Raw genomic sequence first — 15,095 nt, 5'->3', positions numbered from 1 at the left:
GTCGGGAGCGTCATTCACAACGACCGTTCCCTGGCTTTTGAAAAATACATAAATATCAAGGTCAGCTTTGAAACAAATGGAATTACATTTTGATGAAATTTATATTTTGAAAATTGCGTTTTTGCAATTCTTTTGTATAATGGGAATATACGGAGGAGGTGTGTGTCTATAGCTTTACCCGTAACACATGCCCCTGGCGGGGCGGGGAACAGCTCACGCTGCTTCACAATGTATACTCCAGAGTATCCCGTAACACATGCCCTGTCGGGCGGGGGAACAGCTTACGCTGTTCCATAAAGTATTAAATTTGTATATGGAGTGATTTTACTATGCCACAACATATTATTGTATTGGACTATAATACAGAATGGGCGCTGCAATATGAGATAGAAAAAGAAAAAATAAGTACAATATAAAAGAATAATTTCTCCGTTGGTCGAAGCCGGAGCCGTTTCTGCCGCGCTTCTTACAGAAAAAGGAAATATTTATGTTGGTGTTTGCATTGATGCCGCCTGTTCGTTAGGTATGTGTGCGGAAAGTAATGCGATTGCCAATATGATTACAAATGGAGAAAGCCATATTGCAAAAATAGTTGCAGTTATGCCGGACGGAAAAACAGGCATCCCGTGTGGAGCCTGCCGGGAATTTCTAATGCAATTAGATGCAAGCGCAGGACAAATAGAGATTTTGTGCGGCTATGAAACAAAAAAAGTAGTACAGCTAAAAATGCTAATCCCCGATTGGTGGCATACTAAAACACTCAATATGGAATAAAGGAGAATAGAATAATGGTGAAAAATATTATGATTAGAAATGAGAAAAAAGCTGATTACGAAGTCGTTGAAAAGATAACAAGGGAAGCGTTCTATAATCTTTATGTTCCGGAATGTGTAGAACATTATTTAGTACACATTATGCGGGAACATGAGGATTTTCTGCCGGAGTTAGATTTCGTCTTAGAATTAAATGGAGAAGTGATCGGAAATGTCATGTATACAAAGGCGAGACTATTGGACGAGGATGGAAACAAAAAGGAGATTTTGACCTTTGGCCCGCTCTGCATCAAACCAGAATATCAAAGACAAGGGTACGGAAAAAAATTGATAGAGTATTCTTTTGAACGTGCGGCAGAACTGGGCTATGATGTGGTTGTAATATTTGGCAGCCCAGCCAATTATGTAGGCCGTGGATTTAAAAGCTGTAAAAAATATGATGTATGTATAGAAGGCGGAAAATATCCAGCGGCAATGATGATAAAGGAGCTTCTTCCCGATACACTTAAAGGGCATAAATGGTGCTACTATGATAGCCCGGTTATGATGATCAGTGAAGAAGAAGCACTAAAATATGATGATACTTTGGAAAAGATGGAAAAAGAATACCGACCAAGCCAAGATGAATTTTATATTATGAGTCATTCTTTTGTGGAAGGATGTTAAATAGCAAACCCATCCGGGCCAGTTAACGGTCAAGATAAACGGCGCATATAAAATGCGCCGCCGTTGCAGCCCCTCCCGTCTTTGCTGATGAGTGATCGAAACGGGAAAGTCTAAAATGGCTTCCCGTCCATCTCGATTTTGAGAAAAAAAGGTCTGTTTCCGCCCGTTGTAAAGTTTGTCGTTTTCTGGTATTTAGAAATGTTTCAGGCGTGTAGGCATGTGATATGACAGCTTGCGGCGAAGGGATTAAACGCAGGAAGCTGCCATGGAGGTAAGCGGATGGATTTCTGGGCAATTTTATACGGGGATGCCGGGGGGAAGAGGGATTGCGGTTGGTTATCCCCCGGCCGGGAGAAATAGTGTTGGAAAATGGGCAATTTCACTGTATAATAGAAAAAACGTTTGTCAGCCGCCATGAGTGGTGAAGGCCGGCGGAAAGAACTGCAGCTTCCAAGGAAGTCAGATAAAACGTTGATTGCCGATGAAAAGTGGAGGAAAAGTAGACTATGAAAAAATGTATTGTGATCCCGGACTCTTTTAAAGGGACGTTGAGTTCAGAAGAGGTTTGCAGAATTGTCTCAGATAAAATCCGGGAGATTGAGCCGGGATGTGAGGTGGTGGCAATTCCGGTTGCCGACGGCGGTGAGGGGACTGTGGACTGTTTTCTGTATGCGGCTGATGCCAAGAAGATAGAAGTCGAAACTCAGGGACCATACGGCGAGACAGTCGCGGCTTATTATGCCCGTATGGGAGATACGGCTGTGATTGAGATGGCACAGGCGGCGGGCCTTCCGCAAGTTGAAGGAAGGGAGAATCCCGCGCTGACTTCTACCTATGGAGTGGGGTTGATTCTTCGGCACGCGGTAGAGCATGGATGCAAGAAGCTGGTCATTGGACTGGGCGGCAGCTGTACCAATGACGCGGCCTGCGGCCTGGCTGCTGCAGTCGGGACCAAATTTTTTGACCGTATGGGACAGAATTTTATTCCGGCGGGCGGGAATCTTAAAAATGTGGAGAAAATTGATGTTTCAGAGACTCGGAAACTATTGAACGGATGCCAGGTAATTGCCATGTGTGATATTGACCATCCGATGCACGGCACCGGAGGGGCGGCCTATATCTTCGCGCCGCAGAAGGGTGCAGATGAGGCGGCTGTGAAAGAACTGGATGACAACCTGAAGGCTCTGGATGCGGCGATCAAAAGGGAGCTGGGAAAAGAAGTAGCGGAGATTCCGGGAGCGGGTGCCGCAGGCGCCATGGGAGCAGGTATTGTGGCTTTTCTTGATGGAGAGCTTCAGCCGGGCATCCGGACTGTGCTGGAACTGGTCCATTTTGATGAGGCGCTGGAGGGGGCCGATCTGGTCATCACCGGAGAGGGAAAGATTGACGGTCAGAGCTTACATGGGAAAGTTGTTGTGGGAGTGGCGGAAAGGGCGGCCAGGAAAGGCGTTCCTGTCGTTGCTGTTGTGGGCTCAGTGGGGGAGGAGGCTGAAAAAGCCTATGACATGGGAGTCACAGCAATTTTCAGCATTAACCGTCAGGCTGTGGATTTTTCAGTATCCCGCTATCAGAGCAGAGAAAATCTGGCTGCGACAGCAGAGGCGCTGATCCGTTTTCAGAAGGCGTTTCACAGATAAAATTTAGGTCAGGTGCGCCTGGTTTTGTGTACCAGCTGCTTGACAAACGGGGTAGAGGGATTGCACAGCAATTCTTCTGGAGAGCCGTACTGCAGGATTTTACCCTGATCCATGACCAGGACTCTTGTACCCAGCTTCAGGGCCTCGGAAATATCATGGGTTACAAATAAAATGGTGATCCTGGTTTCTTCATAAATTTGCCGGAGCTCAATCTGAAGCTGGCCGCGGGTGATTTCGTCTACAGCCCCGAAGGGTTCATCCATCAGCAGAATTTCCGGGGACGCTGCCAGCGCCCTGGCGATCCCCACACGCTGCTGCTGGCCGCCTGAAAGCTCTGAAGGATACCGTTCTTTCAGCTCTTCGTCCAGTCCGACGGTCTGCAACCATTTGCTGACTGCAGTACGGGTTTTCTGTTTTTCTTTTTTATTGATCAGATTTGGCACATAGGAAATGTTTTGTTCCACAGTCATATGAGGGAATAAAACGCTGCCCTGGATTGCATATCCGATTCCTCTGCGCAGCCTGATCAAATCCTGATTCCGGATGCTGCGGCCATTAATCAGGATGTCTCCGCTGTCAGGGCTGATCAGGCCGTTGACCATCTTGAGAATTGTCGTCTTGCCACAGCCTGAGGAACCGATGATTGTGATGAATTCCCCTTTTTCCAGAGTCAGGCTGAAGTCCTTCAGAACCACATTTGAACCGTATGATTTACTGATATTTTTATATTCTATCGCTGCAGCCATTTAATCACTCCTCACTCTAACAGCCCTTTTTCTCGAAGAAACTCTTCGGCTACTGTACGGGGTTCCTTACTTTCTGATTCTACTGCGTAGTTCATCTGAGCCATGTCATCATCGGTGATCAGGCCGGCCAATGCCGAAAAGACATCATTCAGTTCTGGGTATGTTTCCAGAATTTCGCTCCGGATGACATTTCCGCAGAGATAAGAGGGATAGAAATTCTTGTCATCCTCCAGGACAGCAACGTCGGAAATGCTGAGCTGTCCATCGGTCGTAAATATTACCATCACGTCGATTTTCCCCTGACTGATCGCCTGGTATTTCAGGCCGATATCCAGATCCATGATCCTTCCGAACTTAAGTCCATATGCATCGCAGAGTGCATCATAGCCATCCTCCCGTTCAAAAAAATCGTATTCTGCGCCGAAGGTGAGCTGTCTCGCGGCGGATTGCAGGTCAGAATAGGTTTTCAGGTCATATTTTTCAGCGATTTCGCGGCGGACTGCCAGGCCATAGGTGTTATTAAAACCATAGATGCCGCTCCACTGCATGTTCAGCTCATCTTTATAGGCCTGCTGCATGATGGGAAACAGATCTTCTGTATACAGGCTGTCTTCTTTCAGTACCATATTCCAGCCGGTTCCGGTGTATTCCGGGTAGAGATCAAATTCGCCGCTTTCCATGGCGGGCTGGATGTTGGATGTGCCTCCGCCGACGCCCTGGGTCAGTTCTGCGTTCAGGCCTGTATTCTGTTCAATGAGAAGATCCAGCATTTCGCCCAGCACATACTGCTCAGTCATGGGCTTTGTAGCGATGTGAATAGTATCTTTTGAGCCAGGGCGGAAAACAGTTCCGGCAATAACAGCCAGGCAGGCGGTGGCCGCTGCAGCGGCCAGAACCCGGTTTACCCTTTTGGATCTGGCGCTGTGCTTTTTCATCCGTTTTTCGATAAATCCGAGAAGGAAATCAACTACTAGGGCCAGGAGGGCAATTAAAAGGCTTCCTGCCATGGTCATGGCGGCATTATTTGTGGTGATACCCCTGTAAATGGCGACGCCCAGGCCTCCGGCTCCGATAAAAGAAGCGATTCCGGCCAGAGCTATCGTCATAGTCACCATGCTGCGGATGCCTGACAGGATAACCGGCGTTGCCAGCGGAAGCTTGATCTTTAATAAAATCTGCAGGCGCGTGCTGCCCATTCCCTTGGCGGCTTCCAGGATAGCCAGATCTACGTTCGTGATTCCAGTATGAGTGTTGCGAACCATTGGTAGCAGGGCATAGATGGTGAGCGCAATTACCGCTGTGGCATTTCCGATTCCGGACAGAGGGATCAGAAAGCCGAGCATGGAGATAGAGGGAATCGTATAGAGAAAATTAATTACGCCCAGAGCGGGTTTGGCTGACTTTTGAAATTCGCTGATCAGAATGCCCACAAGGCCGCCGAAGAGGACTGCGATCACGATAGCGGCAAGAGATATCTCTATGTGTTCCCAGAGCAGCCCCAGAAAAAATTCTTTCCTCTCAATAAAAGTCGACCACATATCCTGTAACATGTTTATATACCTTTCCTCTCTAGCGCCTGAACGGGGCATGTTTCGTAGCACAGGCCACAGTGCAGGCAGTGATCCTGCCGTATGGTATAAGGGGTGCCTGCTTCAATACACTGCTGCGGACAGGAGCGGTGGCATTCCCCGCATCCGATGCAGGAATCTGTGATAAAAAAGCCCTTCTGCGGCTTCCGTGCATTTCCAATTGTCAAGCATTCCCGGAAAACAGGCTCCCTTCCCAGGTCAAAGAACTCAATCTGACCGTCGGCTATACAAAATGGTTCCAGAATGTACCGGCTTTCACCGGGGTATACATTATTCATAACCGGATTTTCCTCAAAAATGCGGTCAATCCATTCTTTTTGCCCGGAAAGCTTCCTGGCCCTGCCGCTCAGGCGCACCATCTGGAAAAAATGGTTCATAGCTGTTATAGCCACCTGGCCGGAGGCAGTCAGTTGACGGTAGAAATCTTTACCACGGGCTGTGCAGAAATAGAGCTTTTCCTGATCTATCAGCATTACGTCAATGATTCTGACCTGCGGCATCCCTGTTTCGTCTACTGTGGCAAATGCGGCGTCTTTAACTTCTCGCAGTATACGAAGGCAATTCTGAGCTGTCATAGCTAAAACCTCCTGTTTTTTCTTTTCCTTTACTCTGAAGCAAAGATTGAGGAACAGCGTAGGCTGTTCACCCTCCCCGTCAAGGGCATGAGTTACGGGTGTGCTCTGGAATATAGCATGTGTCAAGCATACTCCTGTGAGTGTTTGTTGTAAAGTGAGCACAATAAAGTGGCATAGTTTCTTTTTGCATACTATGGAACATATGCAGCCGCCCTTTCGTTTTTGACAGTGATGTAGTATAATTTTCTTATCGGAAGGGAAAGGAAGGGTTGGGCATGATTACACAACAGGAATTTCAACAGAAGCTGGAAGCACTTCTGTCTCGGGCAGAAGCAGAAAGCTTTCATATAAAAAAAGAAGAAGCGGAGAGTTTTTTCTCCGGGGATGAGCTGACCGGTGAGCAAATGAAGCTGGTTTTTGATTATCTGCTCTCGAAAAAAATAATAGTGGAAGGTTATCTGAAGGAGACAGCTCTGCCAGAGCTGTCTGTGGCAGATCTTCAATATCTGGAGGAATACGAAAGCGCGTTGAAAATGTTGGCTCCGGAGCGGAATGGGGAGCGGACCAGCCTTCTTGAAAAGATTCTAAACGGGGACAAGAGTGTCAGAGAGCGGTTGTCTGAGCTGTTTCTTCCAGAGGTGGTAAAGGCGGCCAGAGAGAGGTATGTGCCGGAGGTGGCCGTGACGGATCTGGTGCAGGAAGGGAATCTGTGCCTGCTGCTGGCGCTGGAGGCAATAGAGGGCAGGGCAGGACTGGATCTGGCTTCAGCGGAAGATAAAATTATGCAGGAAATACGTCAGGGGATGCAGGCACTGACAGAGCAGCAGAGGGATGTGAAACATCAGGATCACAGAATGGTTTCTAAAGTACAGGAGCTTAAGGACAGTGTCTCCGTTCTGAAGGAAGAAATGGGCAGAAAAGTATATCTGGATGAAGTGGCGGACTTCATGCATATATCCGAGGATGAGGCAGAGGCCATTCTGAAGCTTGCCGGGGAAGAGGTACCCGAGGAGGAATAAGTATGCCGTTTACAATCATAAGGGATGATATTTCCAGAGTTCCAGCGGATGCGGTGGTAAATGCTGCGAATACAAGGCTGCAGTATGGAAGCGGCGTCTGTGGGGCTATTTTTGAGGGTGCGGGTGTGCGGGACATGCAGGCGGCCTGCGGCGCCATCGGAAGCTGCCCAACGGGGAGGGCTGTCATTACGCCGGGGTTCCGGCTGCCGGCCAGATATGTGATCCATACGGCAGGGCCGGTATGGAGCGGTGGCCGGTGCGGGGAGGAGGAATTGCTGCGCGGCTGTTACAGGAATTCATTGGCGCTAGCCTTGGAATATGGGCTGAAAAGTATTGCATTTCCGCTGATTTCCGCCGGGATTTACGGCTATCCCAAGAAAGAGGCACTGGAGGTGGCAGTTTCGGAGTTCAGGTCATTTCTGGAAGGACAGGAGATGGATATTTACCTGGTGCTGTATGACCGGAAGGCTATGGACATAGGAAACAGGCTGAAGAGTTCTGTGCGGAAGTATATTAATGACCATTATGTGGCAGAGCAAGCTTTACTGTCCTCCCCGGCCCGGCCTCCGGTGCCGTTGATGAATTCTTTTTCCCGGGAGGAAGAAGGTCCGGCGGTTCTGAAAGAAGATCCGGCGGGTTATAGGGACAGAAGGACGCTGAAGGAGCTGCTGGCCCGCAGGAATGAAACATTTTCCAGAATGCTGCTGCGTCTGATTGACGACAAAGGGCTGACGGATGTGCAGGTATATAAAAAAGCGAATATAGACCGGAAACTGTTTTCGAAGATCCGGTCCAGCGAGAGCTATGCGCCCAGCAAGCGGACTGCCTTATCCCTTGCCATTGCGCTGGAGCTGTCCCTGGATGAAGCCAGAGACCTCCTGATGAGAGCAGGGTATGCTCTGTCGTGCAGCAACAGGCAGGATGTGATTGTGGAATACTTTCTCAGGGCGGGGGAATATGATATTTTTACGATTAATGAGACACTCTTTGCCTTTGGCGAGCCGACGCTCTGAAAAGATTTACTTTTAGCCGGCCCGGCAGAATAGTTGTCGCCTGGCGGGCGACCATTCCTCTCTTTTTTTAGGGTATTCTTACTGCAAGAAGTAATACAGAAGTAAGAAGGCTGTGAGACAAAGGGAGGAATTGATTGTGAAAAAAGGATTAACGGAGCTTGTGTTTATTTTGGACCGCAGCGGTTCTATGGCGGGTTTGGAAAGTGATACGATCGGCGGTTTTAACAGTATGATGGAGAAGCAGAGGCAGGAACCGGGAGAAGCGTGTGTGACTACCGTATTGTTTGATGATCAATATGAAGTGGTGCATGACCGCCTATCCGCGGATTGTGTGGAGCCGATGACCGGGCGCCAGTATTACGTCAGAGGATGTACGGCCTTGCTGGATGCTATGGGAAGGGCGATTACTCATACTGCAAATGTGGTGAGGTCCGTGCCGGAATCCGAAAGGCCGGAAAAGGTCATTTTTGTGGTGATTACAGACGGTCTGGAGAATGCCAGCAGAATTTATTCGTATGACAGGCTGAAGGAGATGATCCGGAAGGAGCAGGAAGAGTATGGATGGGAATTCTTGTTTCTGGGAGCGAATATGGATGCGGTGAACGAGGCTGCCAGATTTGGGATCAGAGCAGACAGGTCTGTGACATTTCAAAATGACCCAGCAGGCGTTTCATTGAATTATCGTGTGGTGTCAGAGACTGTCTGCCGTATGAGGAGCTGTTCGGCCTCTTCACCAGTGGGGGCTGAATGGAAGCAGGAGATTGAAAGAGATACTCTGGGGAGAGACAGGTAAACGTATGGAAGCGGATTTTTCTGAATAAAAGATCAGGTGTGGGAGATGGCGGAAAAGTAAGAGTCCATATCAAATCTTTTGACTGTCATATTTATATTTTCTACTTCTGTATGAAATAAATATTTTTTCGTATTTTAAAATCAAACTTAGGATAAAAGTCTCGTACACTGTTATTTACAAATAAGATAACAGCGTCATAACGGTTTTCCCAATCATTTCTTGTTTTTTCCATGAGATGCTGTGTCAGCCTCTGGTTGCAGTATCCCACGTCTGTTATTGCTGTCCCCGGGTAAATATATTTGTGGGTTTTCTTTTGTCTCCGTTCCTATAAAGAGCGTGTATCTTGCATTTTTGACATTTGTTGGAGATTATGCAAGTGTTGGAATGCCTCTGTGTCCGGAGGTTTATGCAGAGGGGATTTACACCTTGACTTTTTAGAAACAGCCAGATATAATCCTATTTAGCAGATGGGAATTGCGTAGAATAAGATCAGCTGAGGAACAGTTATATAGTGGAGAAAATACAACTGTGGAAGGGAGCAGAATATGGCGAAGATTTATCAGAGTGTGGAAGAATTCATCGGGCGTACGCCCCTGATGGAGGTTCGGAATATTGAACGAAAATACGGTCTGGAAGCCCGGCTGCTGGTGAAGCTGGAATACATGAACCCAGCGGGAAGCGTGAAAGACAGGGCGGCAAAATACATGATTGAAGACGCGGAGAAGGCAGGCCTCCTGAAGCCTGGGGCGACGATCGTTGAACCTACCTCCGGCAATACGGGGATCGGGCTTGCTTCCCTGGCGGCAGCAAAAGGATATTGTTTGATTCTGACCATGCCGGAGACCATGAGCCTGGAACGAAGGAATATTTTGAAAGCCTACGGGGCAAAAATTGTTCTGACAGACGGCAGCAAGGGGATGAATGGAGCAATTGAGAAAGCGAAAGAAATAGTCAGGGAAGTGCCGGGGGCATTTCTGACGGGGCAGTTCGACAATCCCTCTAATGCGAAAGCACACCGTGAGACCACCGGACCAGAGATCTGGCAGGATACGGACGGCGAAGTGGATATTTTTGTCGCGGGAGTAGGCACCGGCGGGACAATAACGGGCACCGGAGAATATTTGAAGAGAAAAAATCCGGAGATCCGAGTGGTGGCAGTGGAACCCGCCGTTTCACCGGTGCTGTCACAGGGGCAGGGAGGGCCTCACAAGATCCAGGGGATCGGAGCAGGCTTTATCCCGTCGGTTTTAAATACGGAGATTTATGACGAAATATTTCCGGTGGAAGACGAGGTGTGTTTTTCAGTGGCCAAAGAACTGGCACAGAGGGAAGGGATTTTGGTAGGAATATCCTCCGGAGCAGCGATGTATGCAGCACTTGAGCTGGCGAAGCGGCCGGAGAACAGGGGACGTACAATTGTGGCTTTACTTCCGGACAGTGGAGACCGTTATTATTCGACTCCTTTATTTGCAGATTGAGGAAGGGGGAGGCCTATGAAAATATCCACGAAGGGAAGATATGCGCTGCGTTTGATGCTGGACATCGTGCAGCATAACGACGGAGAGCCGGTACGGGTAAAGGATATAGCAGCGCGTCAGGAGATTTCAGTAAAATATCTGGAGCAGATCGTTTCTATCTTGGTCAGGGCTGGTTATCTAAAAAGTATCCGCGGCCCGCAGGGCGGCTACCGGCTGATGAGGCAGCCAGGAGAATATACAGTAGGATCCATCCTGAGGCTGACGGAAGGCAGCCTGGCTCCGGTGGAATGTCTTGATTCGGAGATCAATGACTGTCCCCGCTCTGAAACCTGTGTTACTCTGAGACTATGGAAAGAGCTGGACCAGGCGATTAAAGGCGTAGTGGATCAATATACGCTGGAGGATCTGAAGGATTGGAGCGAAGAGGCAGGAAACAACTTTGTTATTTAAGATATCAAAAAATTAAGGAAAATGAAAATATCTGGTTGACATTATTGGAAAAATAGTGTAAAGTATTTTGTGCTGGTGATGTTAACCAGATATTTTGCAGGTGTAGTTCAATGGTAGAACACCAGCCTTCCAAGCTGGATACGTGGGTTCGATTCCCATCACCTGCTTTCGGAAATTGCATGACGCGTTTCCGTTTATATATATGCGCGAGTGGCTCAGGGGTGGAGTACAACCTTGCCAAGGTTGGGGTCGCGGGTTCGAATCCCGTCTCGCGCTGATAAAAAGCACCGTTTCTGCGGTGCTTTTTTGTTCGTTTAAAAGTTTTTCTGTATTTTTCTGTGGTTATTCTTCGGTCCAGATCTCACATACGGAAATGCAGGAAGTGACGCCATTGGTGTTCCAGAATGTGGCTAGCGCTTTGGTCTGGCTGATTCTGGTCAGGGTAGAATAACCGAATTTGTATTGTTCAAACTGGGCGAAAGGATTTTCACCGTCAGGAGTTCCTTCACAGAGGAATAAAGGGGTAGCGCTGTCAGCATCCCAGGTCATTCCCCCGTCATGACTCAGCATGGCCTTTATACCGGGCTGATCGGAAAAGCGTTCCTGATAAATACAGAGAAAATTGTTTTCGTCAATGTAAAAAGGGGAAGTAATCTGTTTTTTTAGTTCAATTGGCTCCAGCGGGGAAAAGGAACGGCCAGAGTCATGGCTGATGGTCCTGTGCACCTTCAGGTCTTTCATATCCTTCATATCATAGGCCCAGAAAAATATTGTCAGGTTCCCCAGAGAATCCTCTGTACATCTGGCATCTCCGGCAAGAAAATCTTCCGGGTGAGGAAAGAAAGAAGCCCGGTCAAAAGTTTTTCCTCCGTCTACGGAGTAAATAAAACGTCCTTGGAGCGGTTCCTGATAGGGCATTTCGTAAAGATTGTGCATTTCCATCGGAAAACCGATCATGCCGTCAGCCAGCTTTTGGATTTTTCCGGGTATGATAGCATCGGGCATCGTGTATGCCAGATTTTCCGGCAGATCCCAGGTATGGCCGTTGTCGTGAGAGCGGGTAATACGGCAAGTACAGGGCTGGATGCCATCATATTTTTCGGAAAACAAGGGTTTGGAGGAATCTGTGTGAATCAGGGGATAGATGGCTATCAATTCATTGGGAGAAAGTTCTGTGACATGACACATGTAAATTCCCTTGTCAGGATTGCTCAACATATCATGGCAGGCCGGCGAGCAGGCTGGCTCCACCCGGTCTTCTTCCGGCCAGTAGCGCACAGACACCTGGCTGCCTGCGGGGTCCTGAAGTCCGTTAATCTTCCTGGCGCAGATGAAAAAGCTGCCGTCTGATAAACGTTCACAGGACGGAAAATTGTAAAAGACAGATGTGTCCGATCCGGTTTCATCTCCGATGACACAGCGGTATGGATTGACTTTTATTCGCATAGCAACCTCCTTTTTATAGCCTGACGGCATACTCATTTCCTGTATTATAGCAGAGCCTGTTCCAAACATCAAAGTAAATATGGAATGGAATGAAGTAAATATGGAATGATGTGTAAATTGGACATTCTGCAGACAACGGCAAGGGAGCCGATCCTGTCAGTTGTTTTTGAATCTGATCTATTATACAATAGAGGAAAAAGTGATCTGACAGGGAAATAGGGAGGAATAAGAAATGTTAAATTTTCAGTGTGATTACTTGGAAGGCTGTCATCCGAAGATACTGGAAAAACTGGCTGAGACGAATAACATCCAGATGCCGGGTTATGGCAATGATCCATACTGCGGCAGTGCACGGGAAAAGATTCGCAGGGCTTGCGGGGCGCCTGAAGCAGACGTTCATTTTCTGGCGGGGGGAACGCAGACGAATCTGACGGTAATTTCCGCCATTCTCCGTCCTCACCAAGGTGTGCTGGCAGCGGCTGAAGGGCATATTGCCTGCCATGAAACGGGCGCTATTGAGGCTACCGGACATAAAGTCCTGACGCTGCAGCCGTCTGACGGAAAGATATCTGCCAGCCAGATTGAGGAGTATTGTAAAAATGATCTCGCGTGCAGTATAAGGGAACACATGGTGCAGCCAGGAATGGTATATCTGTCATTCCCTACAGAAAGCGGAACACTTTACAACCGGAAAGAGCTAAAGGAAATCAGCAGCGTTTGCCGCCGGTATGGACTTCCTCTGTATCTGGATGGAGCCAGAATGGGATACGGCCTGTCCAGTCCGTCCAACGATCTGAGCCTGGCAGATATTGCCGAACTGTGTGACGTATTTTACATAGGCGGAACGAAATGCGGCGCGCTGTTCGGAGAAGCGGTGGTCATCTCTAATGACAGCCTGAAAAGAGATTTCCGCTATTTCATCAAACAGAAAGGAGCCATGTTGGCAAAGGGCTGGCTTCTGGGGCTTCAATTTGATGTACTGTTTGAGGACGGCCTTTACTCCGGAATCTGTGCAAAAGCGGTAAACTATGCGCAGGACATCAGAAGAGCTTTTGAACATAAAGGAATCCCCATGTTTGGAAACTCAGTTACCAACCAGCAGTTCCCCATTCTGAACAAGGAGCAGATGGAAGCGTTTCATCCGGATTTTGAATACGAAGTGTGGGGGAAATACGATGAAAGCCATATGATCGTCCGCTTTGTAACCAGCTGGGCTACGACAGAGGAAGAGGCCGGGAAACTGATTGAAAAGATTCATAGTATCCCGTAATTTAGGGACAGAGCATCCAACGATGTTCTTCCAGGAGAAAGATTAATTTTACCTGTGTGCGGTACTGGTCCTGGATGACTTCGCAGAGGTATTCCAGGGTTGGGACGCCGCAATAATATTTTTCTTCCTGGCAGAGTATGCGAAGGCCGGACACGCTGTGCAGAATGCCTTCTTCATCCTGATATTTGAACATTCGGGGGATGGTTTTCCCTTTGCTGGTGAACCAGCAGTCTACAGCAATATTTTGTTTCTTCCCGGGCAGCTTTCCGGCGTCCGGGCGTTCTGTATATGTCTCTGTGCCAAAAGCCATAGGAAATCTCCTTCCTTAATTTTATTTCAGATTCAGCCGTTCATAGTCGACGGAACGTTTTTCTCTGCTGATGCCTCCGGAACGGTGATCGACGGGGGTTTTTAAGAAGACGGCGCGTTTTACCGCATCATTTCCGAATCGTTTGCGGATGATGTCGACGGTTTGATCCATCTGTTCCAGTTTTTCATAGTCTGCAGAGGGAAAGAGTTCCAGCTGCCGGGCAGGTGCTCCGGTGGCGATGCGGGTGATATGGATACCCAGGTGACGGACCGGCCGCCCGTTCCAGGATTCCTGAAAAAGGCGGAAGGCGGTGCGTGCCAGCTCAATGGTAATGTCAGTGGCCTCCGGGAGAATGCACTGATGGGAGTGGCAGGAAAAATCGCTGTATTTAATGGAAACAGACAGGACTTCTGCCTTTACCTGATCTGCCCGGAGCCGGGCGGACACTGTCTCAGCCAATCCCAGAAGGACCAGGGAAGCATCGGAAGGCCGGGTGATATCAAAGGGGGTGGTCGTGCTGTTTCCATAGCCTTTGTTGGGGGGCGGTACAGCGGTTACCGGAGAAAGATCAATACCGTTGGCAAAGGCCTGAAGCACCTCTCCATGTTTTTTTAGATGAAACCGGATCAGAGAGGGATCGGCATGGGCCAGATCGCCGATGGTGCGGATGCCCAGATTCAGAAGCTTCCGGGCAGAGGCACGTCCGACAAAAAATAAATCGGAGACCGGAAGCGGCCACAGCTTATGGGGGATATCCCCGGGAAACAAAGTGTGCACCCGGTCGGGCTTTTGGAAATCAGAGGCCATTTTAGCCAGTAATTTATTGGAAGAAATTCCGATATTCACGGTGAAACCCAGAGTTTCACGAATCTGACGGCTGACAGATTGGGCCGCCTCCTCAGGAGTTCCGTAGAGGGCGGCAGTTTCCGACACGTCTACATAGGCCTCGTCGATGCTGAAAGGCTCTACACAGGGGGAGTACTCTCGCAGAATGTTAAGAAAAGCCCTGGAACTCTTCTCGTATAGGCCGTAGTTGGGCGGTGCGAGAAAGAGGCCGGGACATTTCTGAAGGGCTTCCGGAATGGATTCTCCTGTGTGGATGCCGTATTTTTTAGCCGGAAGGGATTTTGCCAGGATGATGCCGTGACGCTGGCTGATATCCCCGCCTATGGCGGAAGGGATCTCACGGAGATCCACAGTTCCCTTAAGGTGTGTGATCCGGTGAACTGCCTCCCAGCTCAGAAAGGCAGAGTTGACGTCCACATGAAAAATAATTTTATCGAACATACATTCGACCTCCTATGTGGCCAGCATAGCACAGCATCAGGAG

Annotated in this window: 15 protein-coding genes and 2 tRNA genes; 11 read left to right on the top strand and 6 right to left on the bottom strand. The window is 48.7% G+C overall.

Translation table 11 applies throughout. The features are described 5' to 3' along the window. The first annotated feature begins 432 nt into the window (after nucleotides 1-432). The 3 genes from H9Q79_RS11155 (at nucleotide 433) to H9Q79_RS11145 (ending at nucleotide 3,076) form a co-directional block, all read left to right on the top strand. Nucleotides 433-774, top strand: coding sequence for a cytidine deaminase family protein (locus H9Q79_RS11155; RefSeq protein ID WP_330596806.1), 342 nt, complete (start codon nucleotides 433-435; stop codon nucleotides 772-774). A gap of 14 nt (nucleotides 775-788) precedes the next feature. Then, nucleotides 789-1,439, top strand: coding sequence for a GNAT family N-acetyltransferase (locus tag H9Q79_RS11150; protein ID WP_249328302.1), 651 nt, complete (start codon nucleotides 789-791; stop codon nucleotides 1,437-1,439). A gap of 506 nt (nucleotides 1,440-1,945) precedes the next feature. After that, nucleotides 1,946-3,076 carry a glycerate kinase family protein gene (locus tag H9Q79_RS11145; protein WP_118642934.1) on the top strand — a complete coding sequence of 377 codons (1,131 nt, stop codon included), beginning with the start codon at nucleotides 1,946-1,948 and terminating at the stop codon, nucleotides 3,074-3,076. An 8-nt stretch (nucleotides 3,077-3,084) separates the two neighbouring features. Here the strand turns inward: H9Q79_RS11145 and H9Q79_RS11140 are convergent, their stop codons facing one another. Genes H9Q79_RS11140 through H9Q79_RS11130 form a run of 3 tightly spaced genes read right to left on the bottom strand, consistent with a single transcriptional unit; the run spans nucleotide 3,085 to nucleotide 5,986 of the window. Beyond that, a complete protein-coding gene (locus tag H9Q79_RS11140) occupies nucleotides 3,085-3,822 on the bottom strand; it encodes an ABC transporter ATP-binding protein (RefSeq protein WP_249328301.1) in 738 nt (245 codons plus the stop codon). 11 nt (nucleotides 3,823-3,833) lie between these two features. Further along, nucleotides 3,834-5,372 (bottom strand): ABC transporter permease/substrate-binding protein, encoded by a 1,539-nt coding sequence (locus H9Q79_RS11135; RefSeq protein WP_249328300.1) that lies wholly within the window; start codon nucleotides 5,370-5,372, stop codon nucleotides 3,834-3,836. Between the two features lie 2 nt (nucleotides 5,373-5,374). Further along, nucleotides 5,375-5,986, bottom strand: coding sequence for a 4Fe-4S binding protein (locus tag H9Q79_RS11130; protein ID WP_118642938.1), 612 nt, complete (start codon nucleotides 5,984-5,986; stop codon nucleotides 5,375-5,377). 275 nt (nucleotides 5,987-6,261) lie between these two features. Here H9Q79_RS11130 and H9Q79_RS11125 point away from each other — a divergent pair, with 275 nt between their 5' ends. The 7 genes from H9Q79_RS11125 (at nucleotide 6,262) to H9Q79_RS11095 (ending at nucleotide 11,015) form a co-directional block, all read left to right on the top strand. Next, nucleotides 6,262-7,005: an RNA polymerase sigma factor RpoD gene (locus H9Q79_RS11125; protein ID WP_118642940.1), complete on the top strand. Its 744-nt coding sequence runs from the start codon at nucleotides 6,262-6,264 to the stop codon at nucleotides 7,003-7,005. 2 nt (nucleotides 7,006-7,007) lie between these two features. Continuing rightward, a complete protein-coding gene (locus tag H9Q79_RS11120; RefSeq protein WP_249328299.1) occupies nucleotides 7,008-8,018 on the top strand; it encodes a macro domain-containing protein in 1,011 nt (336 codons plus the stop codon). A 136-nt stretch (nucleotides 8,019-8,154) separates the two neighbouring features. Beyond that, entirely contained in the window at nucleotides 8,155-8,811 is a 657-nt protein-coding gene (locus tag H9Q79_RS11115; protein ID WP_249328298.1) for a vWA domain-containing protein, read from the top strand. A gap of 545 nt (nucleotides 8,812-9,356) precedes the next feature. Then, the gene (gene cysK / locus H9Q79_RS11110) at nucleotides 9,357-10,289 is read left to right on the top strand and encodes a cysteine synthase A (RefSeq protein ID WP_118642946.1); all 933 of its coding nucleotides are present in this window, start codon (nucleotides 9,357-9,359) and stop codon (nucleotides 10,287-10,289) included. 15 nt (nucleotides 10,290-10,304) lie between these two features. Then, nucleotides 10,305-10,739: an RrF2 family transcriptional regulator gene (locus H9Q79_RS11105; protein WP_118642948.1), complete on the top strand. Its 435-nt coding sequence runs from the start codon at nucleotides 10,305-10,307 to the stop codon at nucleotides 10,737-10,739. 96 nt (nucleotides 10,740-10,835) lie between these two features. Further along, a tRNA-Gly gene (locus H9Q79_RS11100) sits at nucleotides 10,836-10,906 on the top strand. Nucleotides 10,907-10,943: 37 nt separating this feature from the next. Next, nucleotides 10,944-11,015 (top strand) — tRNA-Gly (locus H9Q79_RS11095). Nucleotides 11,016-11,081: 66 nt separating this feature from the next. On the opposite strand, the gene H9Q79_RS11090 is transcribed toward H9Q79_RS11095, so the two are convergent. Then, a complete protein-coding gene (locus H9Q79_RS11090; RefSeq protein WP_118642950.1) occupies nucleotides 11,082-12,185 on the bottom strand; it encodes a sialidase family protein in 1,104 nt (367 codons plus the stop codon). Between the two features lie 232 nt (nucleotides 12,186-12,417). Between H9Q79_RS11090 and H9Q79_RS11085 the strand changes: the two genes are divergently transcribed. Next, complete coding sequence (locus tag H9Q79_RS11085; RefSeq protein ID WP_118642952.1) at nucleotides 12,418-13,455, top strand: threonine aldolase family protein; 1,038 nt, start codon at nucleotides 12,418-12,420, stop codon at nucleotides 13,453-13,455. Between the two features lies 1 nt (nucleotide 13,456). On the opposite strand, the gene H9Q79_RS11080 is transcribed toward H9Q79_RS11085, so the two are convergent. Both H9Q79_RS11080 and H9Q79_RS11075 read right to left on the bottom strand, forming a co-directional pair. Beyond that, on the bottom strand, nucleotides 13,457-13,765 hold the full coding sequence (locus tag H9Q79_RS11080) for a hypothetical protein (RefSeq protein WP_118642954.1): 309 nt from the start codon (nucleotides 13,763-13,765) through the stop codon (nucleotides 13,457-13,459). A 21-nt stretch (nucleotides 13,766-13,786) separates the two neighbouring features. Beyond that, nucleotides 13,787-15,052, bottom strand: a complete 1,266-nt coding sequence (locus H9Q79_RS11075; RefSeq protein WP_249328297.1) for a DNA polymerase Y family protein — start codon at nucleotides 15,050-15,052, stop codon at nucleotides 13,787-13,789. Between the last annotated feature and the right edge of the window lie 43 nt (nucleotides 15,053-15,095).

The sequence above is a fragment of the Wansuia hejianensis genome (assembly GCF_014337215.1).
Lineage (GTDB): Bacteria > Bacillota > Clostridia > Lachnospirales > Lachnospiraceae > Scatomonas > Scatomonas hejianensis.
The sequence above is the reverse complement of the archived record's forward strand: the minus strand, read 5'-3'. Positions and strand labels throughout refer to the sequence as shown.

Bases quoted from the DNA above. Each gene is read 5' to 3' on its own strand.
- H9Q79_RS11130 (WP_118642938.1), bottom strand. From the start codon at position 5,986: ATGACAGCTCAGAATTGCCTTCGTATACTGCGAGAAGTTAAAGACGCC.
- H9Q79_RS11090 (WP_118642950.1), bottom strand. From the start codon at position 12,185: ATGCGAATAAAAGTCAATCCATACCGCTGTGTCATCGGAGATGAAACC.
- H9Q79_RS11085 (WP_118642952.1), top strand. From the start codon at position 12,418: ATGTTAAATTTTCAGTGTGATTACTTGGAAGGCTGTCATCCGAAGATA.
- H9Q79_RS11140 (WP_249328301.1), bottom strand. From the start codon at position 3,822: ATGGCTGCAGCGATAGAATATAAAAATATCAGTAAATCATACGGTTCA.
- H9Q79_RS11105 (WP_118642948.1), top strand. From the start codon at position 10,305: ATGAAAATATCCACGAAGGGAAGATATGCGCTGCGTTTGATGCTGGAC.
- H9Q79_RS11075 (WP_249328297.1), bottom strand. From the start codon at position 15,052: ATGTTCGATAAAATTATTTTTCATGTGGACGTCAACTCTGCCTTTCTG.
- cysK (WP_118642946.1), top strand. From the start codon at position 9,357: ATGGCGAAGATTTATCAGAGTGTGGAAGAATTCATCGGGCGTACGCCC.
- H9Q79_RS11125 (WP_118642940.1), top strand. From the start codon at position 6,262: ATGATTACACAACAGGAATTTCAACAGAAGCTGGAAGCACTTCTGTCT.
- H9Q79_RS11135 (WP_249328300.1), bottom strand. From the start codon at position 5,372: ATGTTACAGGATATGTGGTCGACTTTTATTGAGAGGAAAGAATTTTTT.
- H9Q79_RS11145 (WP_118642934.1), top strand. From the start codon at position 1,946: ATGAAAAAATGTATTGTGATCCCGGACTCTTTTAAAGGGACGTTGAGT.
- H9Q79_RS11080 (WP_118642954.1), bottom strand. From the start codon at position 13,765: ATGGCTTTTGGCACAGAGACATATACAGAACGCCCGGACGCCGGAAAG.
- H9Q79_RS11150 (WP_249328302.1), top strand. From the start codon at position 789: ATGGTGAAAAATATTATGATTAGAAATGAGAAAAAAGCTGATTACGAA.
- H9Q79_RS11120 (WP_249328299.1), top strand. From the start codon at position 7,008: ATGCCGTTTACAATCATAAGGGATGATATTTCCAGAGTTCCAGCGGAT.